Raw genomic sequence first — 19,421 nt, 5'->3', positions numbered from 1 at the left:
TGGTCGGCGGCCTGATATCGTGCGTGTTTCGATCGGCCTGACCGCGATCTGACGCCCGCGTCAATCACGTTAAGCGACCCGCATCGGCCTGTGCTCAGGCAGAGCGCCGTATCCGGGTTCCCCGTAGTTTCGCTTTAAATGCAGGAAATAGCCGTAATGACTCAGACACTCAGCCAGCTTGAGCACGACAGCGCGTTCACGGAACGACATATTGGTCCTTCTCCTCTCCAGCAGCAGGCGATGTTGGCGCAGATACAGGCGGATTCGCTGGAGGCGCTGACCCGGCAGATTTTACCGGCCGACATCCAACTGCCCGGCCCGCCGGCCATCGGCGACGGGGTAAGCGAGTCACAGGCGCTGGCGGAGCTGAAAGCTATCGCCAGCCGCAACCAACGCTATAAAAACTATATCGGCATGGGCTATTGCGCGGTGCTGATGCCGGCCGTTATCCAGCGCAATATGCTGGAAAACCCCGGCTGGTATACCGCCTATACGCCGTACCAGCCGGAAGTGTCGCAGGGGCGGCTGGAGGCGCTGCTGAATTTCCAGCAACTGAGTCAGGATTTAACCGGGCTGGCGCTGGCTTCCGCCTCGTTGCTGGATGAAGCGACCGCGGCGGCGGAAGCCATGGCGCTGGCCCGGCGCGCCAGCAAGCTGAAGCAGGCTAACCTTTTTCTGGTGGCGGAGGACGTACATCCGCAAACGCTGGACGTGGTGCGCACGCGGGCGCGGGCGTTCGGTTTCGAGCTGGTGGTCGCGCCGGCCGACCGCTTCGCCGATTACGACGGAGTCTTCGGCGTGCTGCTGCAGCAGGTCGGCAGCGACGGTCAGCTGCACGATTATCGCCCGCTGCTGGCGCAATTGAAGCAGCGAAAAATCATCAGTTGCGTCGCCGCCGATATGATGGCGCTGGTGCTGCTGGAAGCGCCCGGCCATCAGGGCGCCGACGTAGTGTTCGGTTCCGCGCAGCGCTTTGGCGTTCCGATGGGATACGGCGGGCCGCACGCCGCGTTTTTCGCCTGTCGGGACGAATTCAAACGGGCGATGCCGGGCCGCATCATCGGCGTTTCGCGTGATGCGGCCGGCAACACGGCGCTGCGCATGGCGATGCAAACGCGCGAACAGCATATCCGGCGTGAAAAGGCCAACTCCAATATCTGTACCTCGCAGGTGCTGCTGGCGAATATCGCCGGAATGTACGCGGTGTTTCACGGACCGGACGGACTGCGGCGCATCGCCGAACGTATCCACCGGCTGACCGATATCCTTGCCGCCGGTCTGCGTCAGGGCGGGATGACGCTGCGTCACCCTGGCTGGTTCGATACGCTGACGGTCGAGGTGGCGGATAAGGCGGCGGTGCTGAACCGGGCGCTGAGCTTCGGCCTCAACCTGCGCGGCGATCTGCCGGGCGCGGTGGGCATTACGCTGGATGAAACCACCTGCCGGCAAGACGTGCTGACGCTGTTTGACGTGCTGCTCGGCGATGGTCACGGCTTGGATCCGGCGGCGCTGGATAAACAGGTGATCGCGCAGCCGCCCTCGATTCCGCCGGCATTGTCGCGTCAGAGTCCGATCCTGACTCATCCGGTGTTTAATCGCTACCACAGCGAAACGGAAATGATGCGCTATCTGCACCACCTGGCGGCGAAAGATCTGGCTCTTGATCAGGCGATGATCCCGCTGGGGTCCTGCACGATGAAACTGAATGCGGCCGCCGAAATGCTGCCGATCAGCTGGCCGGAATTTAGCGAACTGCATCCGTTCTGTCCGCCGGAGCAGGCGCAAGGGTATCGTCAGATGATCGAACAGCTGTCCGACTGGCTGGTGCAGCTGACCGGCTATGACGCGGTGTGCATGCAGCCGAACTCGGGCGCTCAGGGGGAATACGCCGGCATGCTGGCCATTCGGCGCTATTACGACAGCCGGGACGAAACGGCGCGCCGAATCTGTCTGATCCCCGCCTCGGCTCACGGCACCAATCCGGCCTCGGCGCATATGGCCGGCATGGAGGTGTTGGTGGTCGACTGCGATCGCCAGGGCAATATCGATTTGCTCGATCTGCGCGCCAAAGCGCAGCAGGCGGCAGAGCGGCTGGCCTGTATTATGGTGACCTATCCCTCGACGCACGGCGTGTACGAAGAAGGGATCCGCGAGGTGTGCCAGATCATCCATCAGCACGGCGGCCAGGTATACCTGGACGGCGCCAATATGAACGCGCAGGTCGGCATTACCTCGCCGGGCTATATCGGCGCCGACGTGTCGCACCTTAATCTGCATAAAACCTTTTGTATTCCGCACGGCGGCGGCGGGCCGGGCATGGGGCCGATTGGCGTGAAAGCGCACCTGGCGCCGTTCGTGCCGGGGCATCAGGTGGTGCGCATCGACGGGTTGCTGACGCAGCAGGGCGCGGTGTCCGCCGCACCGTTCGGCAGCGCCTCCATTCTGCCGATCAGCTGGATGTATATCCGTATGATGGGCGCCGACGGGTTGAAAAAGGCCAGTCAGGTCGCGTTGCTGAACGCCAACTACATCGCCGACCGTTTGCAGTCCGCGTGGCCGGTACTGTACCGCGGCCGCAACGGACGGGTGGCGCATGAGTGCATTCTTGATATTCGGCCGCTGAAGGAGCGTACCGGCATCAGCGAAATGGATATCGCCAAGCGGCTGATCGACTACGGTTTTCATGCGCCGACCATGTCTTTCCCGGTGGCGGGCACGCTGATGGTGGAGCCGACGGAGTCGGAAAGCCAGACCGAGCTGGATCGTTTTATCGACGCGATGTTGGCTATTCGCCAGGAGGCGGAGCGGGTGGCGAACGGCGAATGGCCGCTGCAGGATAATCCGCTGGTCAATGCGCCGCACACTCAGGATGACGTCGTCGACGACTGGCCGCACCCTTATAGCCGCGAACTGGCGGTCTTTCCGGCCGGCCGGCGCGATAAGTACTGGCCGACGGTGAAACGACTGGACGACGTCTACGGCGATCGCAATCTGTTCTGCGCCTGCGTGCCGGTCGGCGATTATGTCGAATAGCGCGCGGCCGGCAGGGCGCGGGGCTTAGCGCTACCGGGGCAATACGGCCTGCTGACGGAGGAAACCGCTCGCCCGCCCAACGAGCGGGCGAGCGGCAAGTCGGGCAGAGCTCTGGTATACGAGCCGGCGTATCGGGTAATATCCCGTTGCGTCGGTTTTTTATTTTCGTTGTGAGCGGGATACGCTTTTCCGCCGTCTCCGGCTTTATCCGGCGGCTTTTCATGCTACCGTCGATTGCGCGCTGGTTTAACGCGCGCTTGCCCCGGAAGAAAAACAGGACGCGCCAGTTCCTCTAGTCGGGCCGACCCGCAGCGGGGCGGTCTTCTGATTTTGCGAGTAACACAGCTTATGGCTTTACGCATCGACCGGCGCACCGCGACCGCGCTTCTGGTGGCGACGGTATTTTTCATGGAAAATCTGGACGCCACCGTAATTACCACGGCGCTCCCGATGATGACCCGCGATTTCGGCACCCAGGTTTCGCATATGTCGGTGGGCGTTTCTGCCTATCTGGTGGCTCTTGCCGTGTTTATCCCGGTCAGCAGTTGGGCGGCGGACCGCTTCGGCGCCCGCCGTATTTTCTGCTGGGCGATCCTCATCTTCACCGGCGCATCCGCGCTGTGCGCGGCGGCCGGCGACCTGCTCAGCTTTACCGCCGCGCGTATTCTGCAGGGCATCGGCGGCGCCATGATGGTGCCGGTCGGCCGGCTGGTGGTGCTGCGCGATACGCCGCGCGCCGATCTGGTGCGCGCCATCGCCATTCTTACCTGGCCCGGTCTGGTCGCGCCCGTACTCGGGCCGCCGCTGGGCGGCTGGATCAGCACCCACTGGAGCTGGCACTGGATTTTTTTGCTTAATCTGCCGCTCGGCGCGCTGGTTTTTGTCGCCGCGCTGCGGCTGATCCGCGACGAGGACGCGCGGCGTTTGCCCTTCGATGGCGCCGGTTTTATCCTCACCGGGCTGGGGTTCGGCCTGTTTATGGGCGGATTAGAGCTGGCCAGCCGGGCCGATATCTCCCGGTTAACGGCGCTGTTCACCCTGCTGGCCGGCCTGCTTTTGCTGCTGCTTTCGGCCCGCTATCTGCGGCGCGCAAAAGCGCCGCTGTTCAACCTGACGCCGTTAGCCATTCGGACGTTTCGGGTTACGTCGGTAGGCGGTTCGTTGTTCCGCACCGCGATTGGCTCCGCCCCTTTTCTGCTGCCGCTGATGTTTCAACTGGGGTTCGGCTACAGCGCAGTGGACGCGGGGCTGATGCTGCTCTGGCTGTTCGCCGGCAATCTTTGTATGAAACCCGGCACCACATGGATGATGAATACGCTGGGTCTGCGCACGGTGCTGGTCGGCAATGGCCTGCTGGTGGCGCTTGGTTTCGCCGCCTGCGCGCTGCTCAGCGCCGATACGCCGCGCTGGCTGATCTGCCTCCTGCTGTTTTTTACCGGCATGACCCGTTCCATGCAGTTTACCGCACTCAATACCATCGGCTTCGCCGATGTGCCGCCATCGCAAATGCGCGATGCCAACACGCTATTCTCGGTGCTGCAGCAGATGAACGCCGGAATGGGGATTGCGGTTGGCGCGCTGGCGCTTTCCTGTGCGGAAATCTTACACGGGAGCCTGGCCGGCAGCGCCGGCGCGCAGGATTTCCAGCTGGCGTTCTGGATTATCGCGCTGGTCGCTCTGCTGGCGCTGGTGGATGTCGTGCGTCTGCCCGCCGACGCCGGCGAGCAGGTTTTGCACCGGAAAAAGCGTCAGTCGCGAGGGTAGCGGGCGGATAACGCGCGCTGTCGGAGAGGTCGCCGCGCTTTACCGACCCGCTCCTGTTGCGCGCGAAACCCAGGTTAGTAGTCGTGCAGCAATGCGTGACGAAACGACAGGACGTGCGTCTCCATCGCGCTTTGCGCGGCGGCGGCGTCCTGGCTCGCCAGCGCGTCAATCACCGCCTGGTGCTCCGTGATCACCTCCAGCATATGCTCTTCCCGGGACAGCGAACTGGCCCAGAAACGCTGCGATCGGGCATGCAGTACGCTGAGGATGTCGGTCAGCGTGCTGTTGCCGGCGATCTGCGCCAGCAACTGATGAAATTCATGGTCCAGCGTCATCATTAGCACCCGGTCGCGCGCGTGGCCGGCCGCCGCGATGCGCCGATTGAGCGCGTTCAGTTCGTCAACCTGCGGCGGCGTGGCGCGCTGGCTGGCCAGACGGATGCACAACAGTTCATTGGCGAGCCGCACTTCGATCAGCTCGAGGGCGTCGTTGATGGACAGCGGGGATACCATCACGCCTTTGCGCGGGATCACCTGCAATAGCCCTTCGTTCGCCAGACGATGGATAGCCTGATTAATCGGCGTTCTGCCCATTCGGAGTTCACTCATCACCTGAGCGGTATTCAAATATTCTCCTGGCTTGTAACTTAACGTCACCAGCGCCTGTTTGAAACGCCGGTAGGCCAGTTCATTCTGTGACAGGCCGGTTTCCTCTACCGTCAGGAATTCCCGGCTCTCTGCATCAGCGCTTTTCACGTGTAGCTCCTGCAACTGGAAAATCTTTTACGCTCTTTATTTTTTCCGGCGGCGTTCGCCCGCCGTTTTCCCGCATTCTGAATCCTATTGGTTATAGTACACAAAAACATGGCACGAAAATCGCTTATTTCCATCCTGAAGATTCTGTGAAATTTCACAGTTATTTGAGTGACAGGGGGAGCGATTTCATGACATTGACCTTTAATTTACCGGCCAACGCAGCAACGACGCCGCTGAGCGTCGCGATCGATCGTCTGGTGATCGCCGGCTGGACCGGGCGCGATCGCGAGGCGGTTCTGCACCATATTCGGGAGCTGGCGGATCTGGGCGTGCCTCCGCCTGGTGCAATCCCGCTATTTTATCGCGTGGCGGTTAACCAACTCAGCCAGTCCGTTCGCGTTGAAGTTATCGGCGGCGCCAGTTCCGGCGAAGCCGAACCGCTGCTTTTCACGCACGGCGGCGAACTGTACGTGTCGCTGGCGTCGGATCATACCGACCGACAGCTGGAAGCGCACAGCGTCGCGCTGTCGAAGCAACTGTGCGTCAAACCGGTTGCGCGCGACGCCTGGCCGCTGCGGGAGGTGCTCGATCACTGGGACGATCTCATCCTGCGTTCGTGGATCAAGGAAGATGGGGAGTATCGCCTGTATCAGGAGGGAACGCTGGCCAGCCTGCAGCCGCCGCTGGCGCTGCTCGGGCGTTACCTGGGCGAGCCCTGTTCGCTGGACACGCCGATGCCGGACGGGCTGGCGATGACCTGCGGCACGATGGCCGCGATTGGCGGCATTCGCCCGGCGACCGAATTTCGCATGGCGCTGGTGGATGAGCGTCTGGGACGCGCGATCGAACACCGCTATTGCAGCATTGAGCTGCCGGTGGTGGCCTGATGACGACATTAACCTTACAGCAGGTCGCCGCCGGGTTGGCAAATGGCGAGCTGACGTCCGTGGCGCTGACCGAGTGCGCGCTGGCGCGGATTGACGATCGGGCGGGCGAGGGCGCGCGCGTTTTTACCCGGGTCTATCGCGATGAGGCCCGGCGTCAGGCGCGGGATGCCGACCAACGGCGCGCGGCGGGTCAGCCGCGTTCGGCGCTGGACGGGGTGCCTCTGTCCGTGAAGGATCTGTTCGATGTGGCGGGCGAAGCCACGACGGCCGGCTCCCGCGTTCTGGCCGACGCGCCCGCCGCGCCGCGCCATGCGGCCGTGGTGGCGCGCTTGCTGCAGGCCGGCGTCGTGCTGATCGGCAAAACCAACATGACCGAATTCGCCTATTCAGGCCTGGGGATCAATCCGCATTACGGTACGCCGGCCAATCCGTGGGATCGCGCCGCGCGCCGTATCCCGGGCGGTTCCTCCTCCGGCGCGGCGGTGTCTGTTTCCGACGGAATGTGCTTCGGCGCGCTCGGCAGCGACACCGGCGGATCGGTACGCATTCCCGCCGCGTTCTGCGGACTGACCGGCTATAAACCCACCGCCCGACGCATCGATGACGCCGGGCTGCTGCCGCTTTCGACCTCGCTGGATTCCATCGGCGCCATCGGGCGCGACGTCGCCGACTGCATCGCGTTGGATGCGCTGGTCGCCCATCATGCGCTGGCGCCGGAGGAGAAAGCGCTGTCGCGGGCGCGTTTTGCCGTGCCGCAAACGCTGGTGCTGGAGGGGCTGGATCCGGACGTGTCCGCCGCGTTCGAGCGGAGCCTGCAGCGGCTGGCGCGGGCGGGCGCGCGTATCGAACCCGTCGCCTGTACGGCGTTTGCCGAACTGGCCGCGATTAACGCCGGCGGCGGTTTCAGCGCGCTGGAATCATGGCGCCGGCATCGGACGTTGATCGCCGAACGCGCCGCCGAATACGACCCGCGGGTTCTGTCGCGCATTCGACGCGGCGCGGCGCTGGACGAGAACGATCGGCTGCAGCTGGAAACGCGGCGCGCCGACTGGCAGCGGCGGGTGACGGCGGAGGTGCGCGATTTCGACGCGCTGCTGATGCCGACCGTGCCCGTTATCGCGCCGACCATTGCCGAACTGGAGGCGGATGAGGAGCGCTATTTCCGCATCAACGGCGCCGCGCTGCGCAATCCGTCAGTGATCAACTTTCTGGACGGCTGCGCGCTTTCCCTGCCGTGTCAGCGGCCGGGCGACGCGCCGGTCGGACTGATGGTGGCCGGGTTGCCGCTCAGCGACGACGCGCTGCTGGGGTGGGCGCTGGCGATCGAACGCTGCCTTGCCGACGCATAACGTTTACGGCGCGCTCGTCGCCTGATGTCAAGTAACCCGGAGAGTCCGTATGGCCGGTTTTCCCCATCGAAGGTCGCTGATTGCAACGCCAGGCGACGCGCAGGCGGACGCGGTGTTTCACACCAGGGCAACCGCGTCGTATGACGCCGGACGGAGCCGTGGGGGGCTGAACGGCCATACCTTTAATGATCACCATATTCCCGTAACTGGCTACGCATCGCACAGGAGATAAAAGAATGAATACATCCACCACTAAGGCGGCGATCGACCGCCTGCCTCCGCAGGAACAGGCCGCCGGCGCGCCCAACACCGGTAAACTGGCGGCGGCCAGTTCGATCGGCACCGCGCTGGAATGGTATGACTTTACCGTTTACAACATTATGGCGGCGCTGATTTTCAATCATGTGTTTTTTCCCTCATTCGATCCGCTGGTGGGCACCATTCTGGCGTTTTCCACCTATGCCGTCGGTTATATCTCGCGCCCGATTGGCGGCATCGTCTTCGGTCATTTAGGCGATGTGCTGGGGCGACGCTTCGTGCTGGTCGCCACGCTGGTGATCATGGGCGTGACGACGGCGCTGATGGGCGTGCTGCCCGGCTATGAGATGTGGGGCATCTGGAGCCCGCTGCTGCTGGTCTCGCTGCGTTTTGTCCAGGGCATCGCGCTGGGCGGCGAATGGGCCGGCGCGGTGCTGCTGTCGATGGAGCACGGCAAACCGCATCAGCGCGGGCGTAACGCCTCGTTCGCTCAGGTCGGGCCTTCCTGCGGCACGCTGATCGGCACCGGTTTTATCACCCTGGTGACGATGTCGATGTCGGCGGACAGCTTCCAGCAGTGGGGCTGGCGCATTCCCTTCCTGCTGAGCCTGCTGTTGGTGATCTTCGGCCTGTGGCTGCGGCGCGGAGTGGGCGAGACGCCGGCGTTCCTCCGGCTGGAAAAAAGCAAAGACATTACTCAGGCGCCGATTCGCGAAGTGTTCGGCCAGCATCTGAAACCGCTGCTGATCGCCGGCGGCGCGCGCATCGGTTCCGACGTGCTGTACGCGCTGGTGGTGGTGTTTACCCTGACTTACGTGACAACCGTGCTGCATCTGCCGCGTCCGCTGGCGCTGATGGCGACGATGCTGGGGGCGTTTGGCAACGCCGTCGCGGTGCCGCTGTTCGGCATGCTTTCCGATCGCTTCGGCCGTCGTCCGGTCTACATGGGCGGCGCGCTGGCGGCAATGGTCTGGGCGTTCGTCTTCTTTGTGCTGCTGGATCGCGCGCAGCCGCTGTCGATCTGTATCGCGGTGGTGGTTGGTCTGCTGATTCACGCCGCGATGTACGGCCCGCAGGCGGCCTTCGTCACCGAGCAGTTCCCGACAAAGGTGCGCTATGCCGGATCGTCGCTGGCCTATACGCTGGCCGGGATCGTCGGCGGCGGCTTTGCGCCGCTGATCATCGCCTCGCTGTTCAAGTCCTACAGCAGTACGCTGGCGATCTCGATTTATGTGTCGCTGGCGTTGCTCGTCACGCTGCTGGCGGTTCTGGCCGCCAGAGAGACGGCGCATAAGCCGCTATAGGCGCGCATGGCAGGCCGGACGCCTGCGTCCGGCCTGCGTCGGGGGTTACTTCAACCAGCCTTTTGTTTGCGCATCCGCCAGATGGCGTTGCAGATGGCGCCAGAGTTCCTGGTTGATGTCGGCGATAAAGGCGACGCGCGCCAGCACCTGCTCCAGGCGAATGCCGTTCTCCAGCCAGCTCTGCCCCTGATTATGCAGATTCATCAGTATGGGCATGATGCGGTCAAGCATGAGCGCAAAGCGCGCTTCCGCCGTTTCGCCGCCTTCATATTCCAGCCACAGCTGGTGAAAATGCTGGCTCTGCGGCTGCGGCAGCAGGCCGAACAGACGGGCGGCGGCGGCCACTTCCTGCTCGTGCACCGCGGCGCGCGCGCTCAGATCGTAAACCAGCACGTCGCCGGCATCGATTTCCACGATGTCGTGGATTAGCGCCATCTGGATCACCCGCTGAATATCCACTTCGCCGGCGTACGGCGCCAGGCTCATGGCGGCGACGGCGAAATGCCAGCTGTGCTCGGCCGAGTCTTCGTGACGTTCGCTGCCGATGATTTTGGAGCGGCGCTGCACGCTTTTCAATTTATCGATTTCCATTAAAAAACCGACTACGCGGGTCAGGGAACCGAAATCCAGCTCCGGTGAGACAAAAGACATCAGAAAACCTCAGATTGTAAAATACGCGGGCTATTGTAGGGGAAGCGCGCAGCATTGCCATCACCTATTCGTGCCGCACCGCGGCCGGATATTTATTTAGCTTACACGTGTACACTGAAATAATTCTCAGCTAAGCTGCTGACAGTTTATTGGTTGGCTGACGACGGATAAGCCATTGAGTATGCAGGTGAGGTGGAACGAATGGCGAAAAATTTAATGGAACAGGGATATACGCTGGCGGAAGAGGTCGCCAATAGCATCAGCCACGGCATTGGCCTGGTGCTGGGGATTGTGGGGCTGGTGTTGTTGCTGACGCAGGCGCACCGCACCGGGGCCGATGCGGTCGCCATCGCCAGCTACAGTCTGTACGGCGGCAGCATTATTCTGTTGTTTCTGGCCTCCACGCTTTACCACGCGATTCCTTCGCCGCGGGCTAAACCCTGGCTGAAACGGTTTGATCACTGCGCGATTTATATTCTGATTGCCGGCACCTATACGCCTTTTCTGCTGGTGGGGCTCGGTACGCCGCTGGCGCTGGGGCTAATGGTGGTGATCTGGGCGATCGCTTTACTGGGGGTGATATTTAAACTGGCGTTCGTGCATCGTTTCGAGGCGATGTCGTTAATTACCTATCTGGTGATGGGCTGGTTGTCGCTGATCGTGGTGTATGAGCTGGCGCAGAAGCTGTCGATATGGGGCGTGGCGCTGCTGGCGCTGGGCGGGGCGATTTATACGCTGGGGGTAATCTTTTATGCCTGCAAGCGTATTCCCTACAACCACGCTATCTGGCACGCTTTCGTGCTGGGCGGCAGCCTGTGCCATTTTCTGGCGATTTACCTGTACGTATAACGCATGAGCTAAAAAACAGGCCCGCGGTGCGGGCCTGTGGTTGCTGGTAACCCCGGCGATAAGCCCGGGATAGCCGGGCCTGCCGCACCGGGGGGGCGCTCCGGCGGTTAATGCAGCCAGGGCCCCTCGCCGCGTTTCCCCTGGCAACGAACGTTGTCATCAGTCTGAGGCCCGCGGTGCGGGCCTGCGGCAATACTAGCGGGTCATCTTCTTATATTTGATGCGGTGCGGTTCCAGCGCATCGGCGCCCAGGGTGCGCTTCTTGTATTCCTCGTATTCGGTGAAGTTGCCTTCAAAGAATTCCACCTTACCCTCATCCTGATAGTCGATGATATGGGTGGCGATACGGTCGAGGAACCAGCGGTCATGGGAAATGACCAGCGCGCAGCCCGGGAACTCCAGCAGGGCGTTTTCCAGCGCGCGCAGGGTTTCGATGTCCAGGTCGTTGGTCGGTTCATCGAGCAGCAGCATGTTGCCGCCCACCTGCAGCAGCTTGGCCAGATGAACGCGGCCGCGTTCGCCGCCCGACAGCTCGCCGATGCGTTTGCCCTGATCGACGCCTTTAAAGTTGAAGCGGCCGACGTAGGCGCGGCTTGGGATTTCAAAGTTGCCTATGCGCATAATGTCCTGCCCGCCGGAAACCTCTTCCCACACCGTTTTGCCGTTGTCCATGTTGTCGCGGAACTGATCGACCGAGGCCAACTGTACGGTTTCGCCCAGCGTAATGCTGCCGGCGTCCGGCGACTCTTTGCCGGACAGCATACGGAATAGGGTGGATTTACCCGCGCCGTTCGGCCCGATAATCCCGACGATGGCGCCCTTCGGCAGCGTGAACGACAGATTATCGATCAGCTGGCGGTCGCCGTAGGATTTGCTCAGGCCGTCGACTTCAAGCACTTTATCCCCCAGACGCGCGCCGGGTGGAATAAACAGTTCGCTGGTTTCGTTGCGCTTCTGATATTCGGTGCTGTTGAGCTCTTCGAAGCGAGCCAGACGGGCCTTGCCCTTCGCCTGGCGGCCTTTCGGATTCTGACGCACCCACTCCAGCTCTTTCTCGATCGACTTGCGGCGGGCGGCTTCGGACGAAGCTTCCTGCGCCAGACGCTGATCTTTCTGTTCCAGCCAGGAGGAGTAATTGCCTTCCCACGGGATGCCTTCGCCGCGGTCCAGCTCCAGAATCCAGCCGGCGACGTTATCGAGGAAGTAGCGGTCATGGGTGATGGCGACCACGGTGCCTTCATAGTCGTGCAGGAAGCGTTCCAGCCAGGCGACGGATTCGGCGTCGAGGTGGTTGGTTGGTTCGTCCAGCAGCAGCATATCCGGTTTTTCTAGCAGCAGGCGGCAAATCGCCACGCGGCGCCGTTCACCGCCGGACAGATTGGCGATGATAGCATCCCACGGCGGCAGGCGCAGCGCGTCGGCGGCGCGTTCCAGCTGGTTATCCAGGTTATGGCCGTCGTGCGCCTGAATGATCGCTTCCAGCTCGCCCTGTTCTTTAGCCAGCTTGTCGAAATCGGCGTCGGGATCGGCATAAGCCGCGTAAACTTCGTCCAGGCGGGTCAGCGCCTGTTTGACGTCGGCCACCGCCTCTTCCACCGCTTCGCGCACCGTCTGCTCCAGATTGAGCTGCGGCTCCTGCGGCAGATAGCCGATTTTGATGCCGGGCTGCGGACGGGCCTCGCCCTCAATATCCTTATCAATGCCGGCCATAATGCGCAGCAGGGTCGATTTACCGGCTCCGTTCAGCCCCAGCACGCCAATCTTGGCGCCGGGGAAAAAACTGAGGGAGATGTTTTTCAGAATATGACGCTTCGGCGGAACCACTTTTCCGACGCGGTGCATAGTGTAAACGTATTGAGCCACGTTGCTCTGAGCCTCTCTCTGATGGTTGTTATCCTGCCCCGCGTCAGGCGCCGGGCAGGCATCGTTGTGCCGGCCCGCCCGCGGGCAGCCCGGTAAATTCGTCTTCGCCTGTGGAGTGTAACGGGTTTCGTGATCCGATCCCAGCCATCCCTGTGTTTGCCGGGCGCCGGTCAGTACGCATTTCTGCTTCGTGACGCGCGTCGCGCAGCGCACATCCGCGGCTAACGTATCGCTATACAGCATGATGTGCCACACTTAAACGCTGATTTATCGCGGGCCGGATGTGACGATTGCGGCAAGATGAGGTCAAAGGGTCAGAACTGCGCCGCGCCCGTCGCGTTGCGGCAGGCGCGGGTTTCCGGCGTTATTTGCGTCGGCGGCCGGGAATTCTCTCGCTTACCGTCTGCCCGCAACCTAAAATCGATTGAATCTCCGTCTGGCGCGGTTTCGGCGGTAAAACGTCACATCATGATGAGGATAGTGCAGGTTATGGTTAAAGTGGGTTCCTGGCGCGTCGTGGTCGCGGCGCTCTGTCTGACGGGGTTGTCGATGGCGGCGCAGGCTGATTCGCTGAATGAACAGCGCCAGCGTTATCAACAGGTAAAGCAAGCATGGGACAATAATCAACAGGACGTGGTGGCGCAACTGATGCCGACGCTGCGTGATTACCCGCTGTATCCCTATCTGGAGTACCGCGCTCTGACGCAGAACCTGTCTCAGGTCGACGCTGAGCAAATCGGCGCGTTTATCGCCGCGCATCCGACGCTGCCCGTAGCGCAGAATCTTCACGCCACTTTCGTCAACGAACTGGCGCGCCGCCAGGACTGGGCGGGGATACTGCGCTTCAGCCCGCAGGCGCCGAAGCCGGTGGCCGCGCGCTGCAACTACTATTATGCCCAGTGGGCGGACGGGCAGCGTCAGTCGGTCTGGCCGGCCGCGCGCGAGATCTGGCTGACCGGCCGTTCGTTGCCGTCGGCCTGCGATCGTTTATTCAGCGTCTGGCAGCAGGCCGGCGAGCAAACGCCGCTGGTCACGCTGGAGCGTATGCGTCTGGCGCTGAATGAAGGCAGCAGCGGGCTGGTGACGTATCTGGCGAAGCAGTTGCCGGCCGACTATCGGACGATGGGCGAGGCGCTGGTCAGGCTGCAGCAGGATCCGACCAGCGTCGAGGGCTTTGCCCGGTCGGTCGGTCCGACCGATTTCACCCGCCAGGCGACGCTGGTCGCTTTCAGCCGCGTCGCGCGCCAGTCGGCGGATGAGGCCCGCTCAATGCTGCCGGTGGTGGCGCGTCTGCAAAAAATGAGTGACGCGCAGCGCCAGGCGATGACGGAGGCGATAGCCTGGCGTCTGATGGGGACGGACGTTACCGCGGAACAGGCCGGCTGGCGCGACGACGTGGTGCGTCGCAGCCAGTCCGTCGCCCTGCTGGAGCGGCGGGTGCGTATGGCGTTGGGCAGCGGCGATCGCAAGGATCTGGCGGACTGGCTGACGCGTTTGCCGGCCGAGGCGCTGCAGAAGGATGAATGGCGCTACTGGCGCGCGGTTCTGTTGCTGGAACAGGGGAAACTGCAGGAAGGGGAGACGATGCTGCGCGAGCTGACCAATGCGCGCGGGTTCTACCCGATGGCGGCGGCGCAGAAACTGAATATCAACTGGCCGGTGAGTATTGCGCAGGCCGCCCGGCCCGACAGCGCCCTGACGCAGCTGGCGGAGATCGCGCGGGTGCGCGAGCTGATGTACTGGCAGATGGATAATCTGGCGCGCCGTGAATGGAGCGGCCTGGTGGCCAGCCGCAGTAAGCCGCAGCAGGAGGCGCTGGCGCGCTATGCGTTCGATCAGGGCTGGGCCGATCTCAGCGTACAGACGACCATCGTCGGTAAACTCTGGGATCACCTGGAGGAGCGCTTCCCGCTGGCGTGGCGGGATGAATTCCGGCGCGCCACCGAGGATAAAGGCATCAACCAAAGCTATGCGATGGCGATCGCCCGTCAGGAGAGCGCGTGGAATCCGCAGGCGCGCTCGCCGGTCGGCGCCAGCGGGCTGATGCAGCTGATGCCGCGCACCGCTCAGCATACGGCGGAGATGAACAACATCGGCGGCTACCTCAACAGCAGCCAGCTTTTCGATCCGCAGACCAACATCACGCTGGGCACCGCCTACCTGGACTATGTTTATCAGATGTTCGGGCGCAACCGCATACTGGCTTCCGCAGCTTACAACGCCGGGCCGTCGCGCGTTAATCGCTGGCTGGAAAGCAGCGCCGGACGCATTGACGCCGTCGCCTTTATCGAAAGCATTCCGTTTTCGGAAACCCGCGGCTATGTGAAAAACGTGCTGGCTTACGATGTGTTTTACCGGCATTTCCTGCATCAGCCGGCCAGCGTGCTAACCGATGCGGAATGGCAGCGCCGCTATTAATTTCACCCGGCGGCCGGGCGGGTCATCGTGACGCGCCGGCGATCTGTGTTATGCTGCCGTACTAGTTAAAGAGTATGGCAGCCTGTTATGACACCGTTATCACTTTTCGATCCCGCGCTTTCGGACCAGGCGAATGAAGACTGGCAGCATTTTATGACGCTGCTGCGTCAGTCAGTTGCTGACGATCTGAACTATCCGCTGCTGCAGCTGTTGCTGACGGCGGATGAGCGCGCCGCGCTGGGCACCCGGGTGCGGATTATTCAGGAATTGATGCGTGGGGAAATGAGCCAGCGCGAACTGAAGAATTACCTGGGCGCGGGGATCGCCACCATTACCCGCGGCTCAAATAGCCTGAAATCGGCGCCGCCAGAGTTGAAAAACTGGCTGGAGACGCACCTGTTGACGCAAGAGCCTGTGGATTTGGATCCGGGCCCAGATTCGGACTCGTCGCGTTAGCTGATTTTGACCGGCGCCGGCTGATAAACCGCATTATGGAACGGCACCAGCGCCAGCAGCAGCGCCTGATGATACACGCTGGTGCGCGACAGGCGTCCGTTGGTAAACACGCCGATTGCGCCGCCGCGCCGGCTGATATCGCTGAGGCCGGTCAACTGCGCCATTTCATCGCCTAATTCGCGCCCCTGCTGGATCCCCTGTAAGATAATTTCTGGCAGAATAAGGCTGGCGGAGCGAGACTCGCCGCGTTGGTGGGCATTTTCGATCACCATCCAGGCGAACGTCATTCCTTCTTCAATGCCGGCTTCGACGCCGACCCAAAAATGGGCCTCCGGCCGTACCTGTCGAGCCATCATGACCCGGTTGCGGGCGCCGGTGCGGGTTTCGACGGAGCCCAGTGGCTGATTAGGCACGCCGCTGTCGACATCCACACTTTCGATGCGGCAGTTGTCCGCGCCGTAGACGTCGGAGAATGCTAAGGTAATCGCCTTAATTTTTGCCGGATTGGTAGTTGTAGCGACGACGTGATACATAACAGGTTCGCACTCTATTAGTTAATTTGACGCAGTATAACGGAAAATCACCATGTTACAGGTCTATCTTGTTCGCCACGGCGAAACGGAATGGAATGCGGCTCGACGTATTCAGGGGCAGTCGGACAGTTTATTGACGGCGAACGGCGAGCATCAGGCCGCTCTGGTCGGCCAGCGAGCAAAATCCCTCGGCATTACGCACATTATCACCAGCGATCTGGGGCGGACGCGTCAGACCGCCGCCATTATCGCTCAAGCCTGTTCGTGTCCGGTGACCGTCGATGCCCGCCTGCGCGAACTGGATATGGGCGTGCTGGAGACGCGCTATATCGATTCGCTGAACGGCGAAGAAGAGGCGTGGCGCAAGCAACTGGTTGACGGTACGCCCGACGGACGAATCCCGCAAGGGGAATCGCTGAGCGAGCTGGCGCAGCGTATGCGCGCGGCGCTGGATAGCTGCCTTGAACTGCCGGCGGACAGCCGCCCGCTGCTGGTCAGCCATGGTATCGCGCTGGGCTGTCTGGTCGGCACCGTCCTCGGTTTGCCGGCCTGGGCCGAGCGGCGGCTGCGGCTGCGCAACTGCTCGCTGTCGCGGCTGGATCACCAGCAGAGTCCCTGGCTGGCCTCAGGCTGGGTGGTGGAAACGGCCGGAGATGTTTCCCATCTGGACGCTCCGGCGCTGGACGAATTGCAGCGTTAATCAGCGGCGGACCGGGATGAGGTATTCGCAGCGGATACGCTCGGGCGGGCTGCCGTCCGGGGTGTGCTGCGGATGGAAGCGTTCGGCGTCATAGCCTTTGCGGCGCGTAAGCTGAAACGTGGGCAGGCAGGTATCGTACAGCGAAATAATGAAGTCCTGCAGGCCGTCGGTTTCCCCTTCGTAGACAAAGAGCGCGTAATCGCCGCCGGGCAGGACGACATCGTGGCCGGGCAGTATATCGTCCGACAGGTATTCAGGCTCTACCGCCGTGGTGTACAGCACCTCATGCTCATCCTGTTCTTTGCCCGGGCGCGAATGATGCAGGCCGTACAGCGTGGGCGGCAACGTTTTAGGATTGCCGAGATACTGCTTCCAGTACTGAATGCGGATATCGGTACGGAAATTACAGATCTGTTCCAGCGTGCAGTTGTAGGTCTGCGTCACGCCCACCAGCCGGATATCCGGCAGCGTGATAAACTCCGGCTGGGGCAGGGTAAACTCTCCAAGGCGAATCGGCGGATGAATCCCGGCGGTGTTCCAGTCATCGGCGCGGCGATAGGACGCCGGCGTCTGAGCGAACTGCTTTTTGAAGGCGCGAGTGAAGGTTTGCTGCGAGTCGAAACGATACTGCAGGGCGATATCCAGAATCGGGCGGCTGGTCAGACATAGGGCGACGGCGGCCTTGGTCAGGCGGCGTGCGCGAATATAGGAGCCGATGGAATGGTTAGTGACATCCTTAAACATTCTTTGCAAATGCCACTTGGAATATCCTGCTTTTGCGGCCACATTGTCCAGAGATAAAGGTTGGTTCAGATGGCTTTCCAGCCAGTTAAGTAAATCTCGTATAATACTGGCTTGATCCATAGATCTTCCTCAGCAGAACAAACGGTGCACCAAAAGTTTCTTTGCACATAATAGCAATTTTTTGACTGGGGTACTGCTTTAGATTGATTCAGTTTCACAAAGGTTAAGGTTTGTAACATTTTGTTCCGTTATTCTTTCTTTGTGAACCCGACGAGCCTGGCCGGCCTCCGCCGCCAGATGCGATTGATTAAGGATAAGGTATCAATGATAAAGAAAACGTGGTTTATGGGGTTCTGCTTACTGGGGCTATCTGCCTCTTTCGCGCAGGCCGAAGAGATCGGCTCGGTGGATACCGTATTTAAACTGCTTGGGCCGGACCACAAAATTGTGGTGGAGGCTTTTGACGATCCTGAAGTCAAAAACGTGACCTGCTACATCAGCCGGGCTAAAACCGGCGGCATCAAGGGCGGGCTGGGTCTGGCCGAGGACACGGCGGATGCGGCTATTTCCTGCCAGCAGGTCGGGCCGATCGAACTGAATGAACGCATCAAAGCCGGTAAGGAAGAGGGCAGCGTGGTGTTTCAGAAACGGACATCGCTGGTGTTTAAGAAACTGCAGGTGGTGCGTTTCTACGATGGGCAACGCAATGCGCTGGTCTATCTGACTTATTCCGATCGTCTGGTGGACGGTTCGCCGAAAAACGCGTTGAGCGCGGTGCCGATCATGCCCTGGACTCGCTGATCGCGGGCGACATCATCGCGCCGATCGCTATCGCGTTCGGCGCCGGCCGGCGTTCTGACGGTGAATAGACAGGACGCCGGCGGCGGGTGGTTTAGTCTTCCAGTTCGCCGCAGAAACGGTAGCCTTCGCCGTGAATGGTGGCGATGATTTCCGGCGTATCCGGCGTCGATTCGAAATGCTTACGAATACGTCGGATCGTGACGTCTACCGTACGGTCGTGCGGTTTCAGTTCTCGGCCGGTCATTTTCTTCAGCAGTTCGGCGCGTGTCTGGATTTTGCCCGGGTTCTCGCAGAAATGCAGCATGGCTCGGAACTCGCTGCGCGGCAGTTTATACTGCTCGCCGGTAGGGCCGACCAGCGAACGGCTGTTGATATCCAATTCCCAGCCGTTGAAGCGATAGCTTTCCACCAGGCGGCGCTCTTCGCTCACGCTGCCGAGATTCATGGTGCGCGACAGCAGGTTGCGGGCGCGGATAGTCAGTTCACGCGGATTGAAGGGCTTGGTGATATAGTCATCTGCGCCGATTTCCAGACCGAGGATTTTATCGACTTCATTATCCCTGCCGGTCAGGAACATCAGCGCAACGCTGGCCTGCTCGCGCAGTTCGCGTGCCAGCAACAGGCCGTTTTTACCCGGCAGGTTGATGTCCATAATAACCAGGTTAATGTCGTTCTCAGACAAAATCTGATGCATTTCTGCACCGTCATTGGCCTCGTGAACAACGTATCCCTCGGCTTCAAAAATACTTTTGAGGGTATTGCGAGTCACTAACTCGTCTTCGACAATAAGAATGTGCGGGGTCTGCATGTTTGCTACCTAAAATTGCCAACTAATATTAGAAACCGGAAGTACAGAAGTCGTTGTTATCTCAGGCGCTTCCGCGGTGCCGTTCGCCATTCCGCCTGCCGTCTGACTAAAGTACGTATAAATGCGTTCCTGAGGAACGTTCTCTCTGTCGCGGATCGTGCCGGCGCCAGATTGTGATGAGGTTTAAACAGAACTCGAATTGGCGCATAGTTTAACCTTATTAACAGCGACATAACAGTAAAGCCTGA

Annotated in this window: 16 protein-coding genes; 10 read left to right on the top strand and 6 right to left on the bottom strand. The window is 61.2% G+C overall.

All coding sequences use genetic code 11. From position 1 onward, the window contains the following. Window positions 1–156: 156 nt before the first annotated feature. Both gcvP and FJU30_RS01490 read left to right on the top strand, forming a co-directional pair. Window positions 157–3,033 carry an aminomethyl-transferring glycine dehydrogenase gene (gene gcvP / locus FJU30_RS01495; RefSeq protein ID WP_150433666.1) on the top strand — a complete coding sequence of 959 codons (2,877 nt, stop codon included), beginning with the start codon at window positions 157–159 and terminating at the stop codon, window positions 3,031–3,033. A 348-nt stretch (window positions 3,034–3,381) separates the two neighbouring features. Then, the gene (locus tag FJU30_RS01490; RefSeq protein ID WP_150433665.1) at window positions 3,382–4,797 is read left to right on the top strand and encodes an MDR family MFS transporter; all 1,416 of its coding nucleotides are present in this window, start codon (window positions 3,382–3,384) and stop codon (window positions 4,795–4,797) included. 74 nt (window positions 4,798–4,871) lie between these two features. Here FJU30_RS01490 and FJU30_RS01485 read toward each other — a convergent pair whose 3' ends face one another. After that, window positions 4,872–5,552: a GntR family transcriptional regulator gene (locus FJU30_RS01485; RefSeq protein WP_150433664.1), complete on the bottom strand. Its 681-nt coding sequence runs from the start codon at window positions 5,550–5,552 to the stop codon at window positions 4,872–4,874. 188 nt (window positions 5,553–5,740) lie between these two features. Between FJU30_RS01485 and FJU30_RS01480 the strand changes: the two genes are divergently transcribed. The 3 genes from FJU30_RS01480 (at window position 5,741) to FJU30_RS01470 (ending at window position 9,350) form a co-directional block, all read left to right on the top strand. Further along, a complete protein-coding gene (locus FJU30_RS01480; RefSeq protein WP_150433663.1) occupies window positions 5,741–6,439 on the top strand; it encodes a DUF2848 domain-containing protein in 699 nt (232 codons plus the stop codon). Then, the gene (locus FJU30_RS01475; RefSeq protein WP_150433662.1) at window positions 6,439–7,788 is read left to right on the top strand and encodes an amidase; all 1,350 of its coding nucleotides are present in this window, start codon (window positions 6,439–6,441) and stop codon (window positions 7,786–7,788) included. Before FJU30_RS01480 ends, FJU30_RS01475 begins: the two co-directional genes overlap by 1 nt. Before the next feature lie 236 nt (window positions 7,789–8,024). Further along, complete coding sequence (locus FJU30_RS01470; RefSeq protein ID WP_150433661.1) at window positions 8,025–9,350, top strand: MFS transporter; 1,326 nt, start codon at window positions 8,025–8,027, stop codon at window positions 9,348–9,350. A gap of 45 nt (window positions 9,351–9,395) precedes the next feature. Here the strand turns inward: FJU30_RS01470 and FJU30_RS01465 are convergent, their stop codons facing one another. Then, entirely contained in the window at window positions 9,396–10,001 is a 606-nt protein-coding gene (locus FJU30_RS01465) for an HD domain-containing protein (RefSeq protein ID WP_150433660.1), read from the bottom strand. A gap of 201 nt (window positions 10,002–10,202) precedes the next feature. Between FJU30_RS01465 and trhA the strand changes: the two genes are divergently transcribed. Next, window positions 10,203–10,850: a PAQR family membrane homeostasis protein TrhA gene (gene trhA / locus FJU30_RS01460; RefSeq protein ID WP_150433659.1), complete on the top strand. Its 648-nt coding sequence runs from the start codon at window positions 10,203–10,205 to the stop codon at window positions 10,848–10,850. A 195-nt stretch (window positions 10,851–11,045) separates the two neighbouring features. Here trhA and ettA read toward each other — a convergent pair whose 3' ends face one another. After that, window positions 11,046–12,713: an energy-dependent translational throttle protein EttA gene (ettA, locus tag FJU30_RS01455; RefSeq protein WP_150433850.1), complete on the bottom strand. Its 1,668-nt coding sequence runs from the start codon at window positions 12,711–12,713 to the stop codon at window positions 11,046–11,048. Between the two features lie 489 nt (window positions 12,714–13,202). Between ettA and sltY the strand changes: the two genes are divergently transcribed. Both sltY and trpR read left to right on the top strand, forming a co-directional pair. Next, window positions 13,203–15,131 (top strand): murein transglycosylase, encoded by a 1,929-nt coding sequence (gene sltY, locus FJU30_RS01450; RefSeq protein WP_150433658.1) that lies wholly within the window; start codon window positions 13,203–13,205, stop codon window positions 15,129–15,131. A gap of 87 nt (window positions 15,132–15,218) precedes the next feature. Next, the gene (gene trpR, locus FJU30_RS01445) at window positions 15,219–15,587 is read left to right on the top strand and encodes a trp operon repressor (protein WP_150433657.1); all 369 of its coding nucleotides are present in this window, start codon (window positions 15,219–15,221) and stop codon (window positions 15,585–15,587) included. On the opposite strand, the gene yjjX is transcribed toward trpR, so the two are convergent. Next, window positions 15,584–16,120 carry an inosine/xanthosine triphosphatase gene (gene yjjX, locus FJU30_RS01440; protein WP_150433656.1) on the bottom strand — a complete coding sequence of 179 codons (537 nt, stop codon included), beginning with the start codon at window positions 16,118–16,120 and terminating at the stop codon, window positions 15,584–15,586. The two genes, trpR and yjjX, sit on opposite strands and share 4 nt — an antisense overlap. A 52-nt stretch (window positions 16,121–16,172) precedes the next feature. Here yjjX and gpmB point away from each other — a divergent pair, with 52 nt between their 5' ends. Then, a complete protein-coding gene (gene gpmB / locus FJU30_RS01435; protein WP_150433655.1) occupies window positions 16,173–16,820 on the top strand; it encodes a 2,3-diphosphoglycerate-dependent phosphoglycerate mutase GpmB in 648 nt (215 codons plus the stop codon). Here gpmB and robA read toward each other — a convergent pair whose 3' ends face one another. Continuing rightward, entirely contained in the window at window positions 16,821–17,684 is an 864-nt protein-coding gene (gene robA, locus FJU30_RS01430; RefSeq protein ID WP_150433654.1) for an MDR efflux pump AcrAB transcriptional activator RobA, read from the bottom strand. It lies immediately after the preceding gene. A gap of 204 nt (window positions 17,685–17,888) precedes the next feature. Between robA and creA the strand changes: the two genes are divergently transcribed. Continuing rightward, window positions 17,889–18,365 carry a protein CreA gene (gene creA, locus FJU30_RS01425; protein ID WP_395858501.1) on the top strand — a complete coding sequence of 159 codons (477 nt, stop codon included), beginning with the start codon at window positions 17,889–17,891 and terminating at the stop codon, window positions 18,363–18,365. 91 nt (window positions 18,366–18,456) lie between these two features. Here creA and arcA read toward each other — a convergent pair whose 3' ends face one another. Then, window positions 18,457–19,173, bottom strand: coding sequence for a two-component system response regulator ArcA (arcA, locus tag FJU30_RS01420; RefSeq protein ID WP_150433653.1), 717 nt, complete (start codon window positions 19,171–19,173; stop codon window positions 18,457–18,459). Between the last annotated feature and the right edge of the window lie 248 nt (window positions 19,174–19,421).

It is taken from the genome of Affinibrenneria salicis (genome assembly GCF_008710095.1).
Note: the sequence above shows the minus strand (reverse complement) of the source record. Positions and strands in the feature narration are given on the sequence as shown.

Excerpts from the sequence above, each read along its gene's own strand:
- FJU30_RS01475 (WP_150433662.1), top strand. The coding sequence starts at position 6,439 with ATGACGACATTAACCTTACAGCAGGTCGCCGCCGGGTTGGCAAATGGC.
- arcA (WP_150433653.1), bottom strand. The coding sequence starts at position 19,173 with ATGCAGACCCCGCACATTCTTATTGTCGAAGACGAGTTAGTGACTCGC.
- gpmB (WP_150433655.1), top strand. The coding sequence starts at position 16,173 with ATGTTACAGGTCTATCTTGTTCGCCACGGCGAAACGGAATGGAATGCG.
- sltY (WP_150433658.1), top strand. The coding sequence starts at position 13,203 with ATGGTTAAAGTGGGTTCCTGGCGCGTCGTGGTCGCGGCGCTCTGTCTG.
- trpR (WP_150433657.1), top strand. The coding sequence starts at position 15,219 with ATGACACCGTTATCACTTTTCGATCCCGCGCTTTCGGACCAGGCGAAT.
- creA (WP_395858501.1), top strand. The coding sequence starts at position 17,889 with ATGATAAAGAAAACGTGGTTTATGGGGTTCTGCTTACTGGGGCTATCT.
- robA (WP_150433654.1), bottom strand. The coding sequence starts at position 17,684 with ATGGATCAAGCCAGTATTATACGAGATTTACTTAACTGGCTGGAAAGC.
- yjjX (WP_150433656.1), bottom strand. The coding sequence starts at position 16,120 with ATGTATCACGTCGTCGCTACAACTACCAATCCGGCAAAAATTAAGGCG.
- FJU30_RS01470 (WP_150433661.1), top strand. The coding sequence starts at position 8,025 with ATGAATACATCCACCACTAAGGCGGCGATCGACCGCCTGCCTCCGCAG.
- FJU30_RS01490 (WP_150433665.1), top strand. The coding sequence starts at position 3,382 with ATGGCTTTACGCATCGACCGGCGCACCGCGACCGCGCTTCTGGTGGCG.
- trhA (WP_150433659.1), top strand. The coding sequence starts at position 10,203 with ATGGCGAAAAATTTAATGGAACAGGGATATACGCTGGCGGAAGAGGTC.
- FJU30_RS01465 (WP_150433660.1), bottom strand. The coding sequence starts at position 10,001 with ATGTCTTTTGTCTCACCGGAGCTGGATTTCGGTTCCCTGACCCGCGTA.
- FJU30_RS01480 (WP_150433663.1), top strand. The coding sequence starts at position 5,741 with ATGACATTGACCTTTAATTTACCGGCCAACGCAGCAACGACGCCGCTG.
- gcvP (WP_150433666.1), top strand. The coding sequence starts at position 157 with ATGACTCAGACACTCAGCCAGCTTGAGCACGACAGCGCGTTCACGGAA.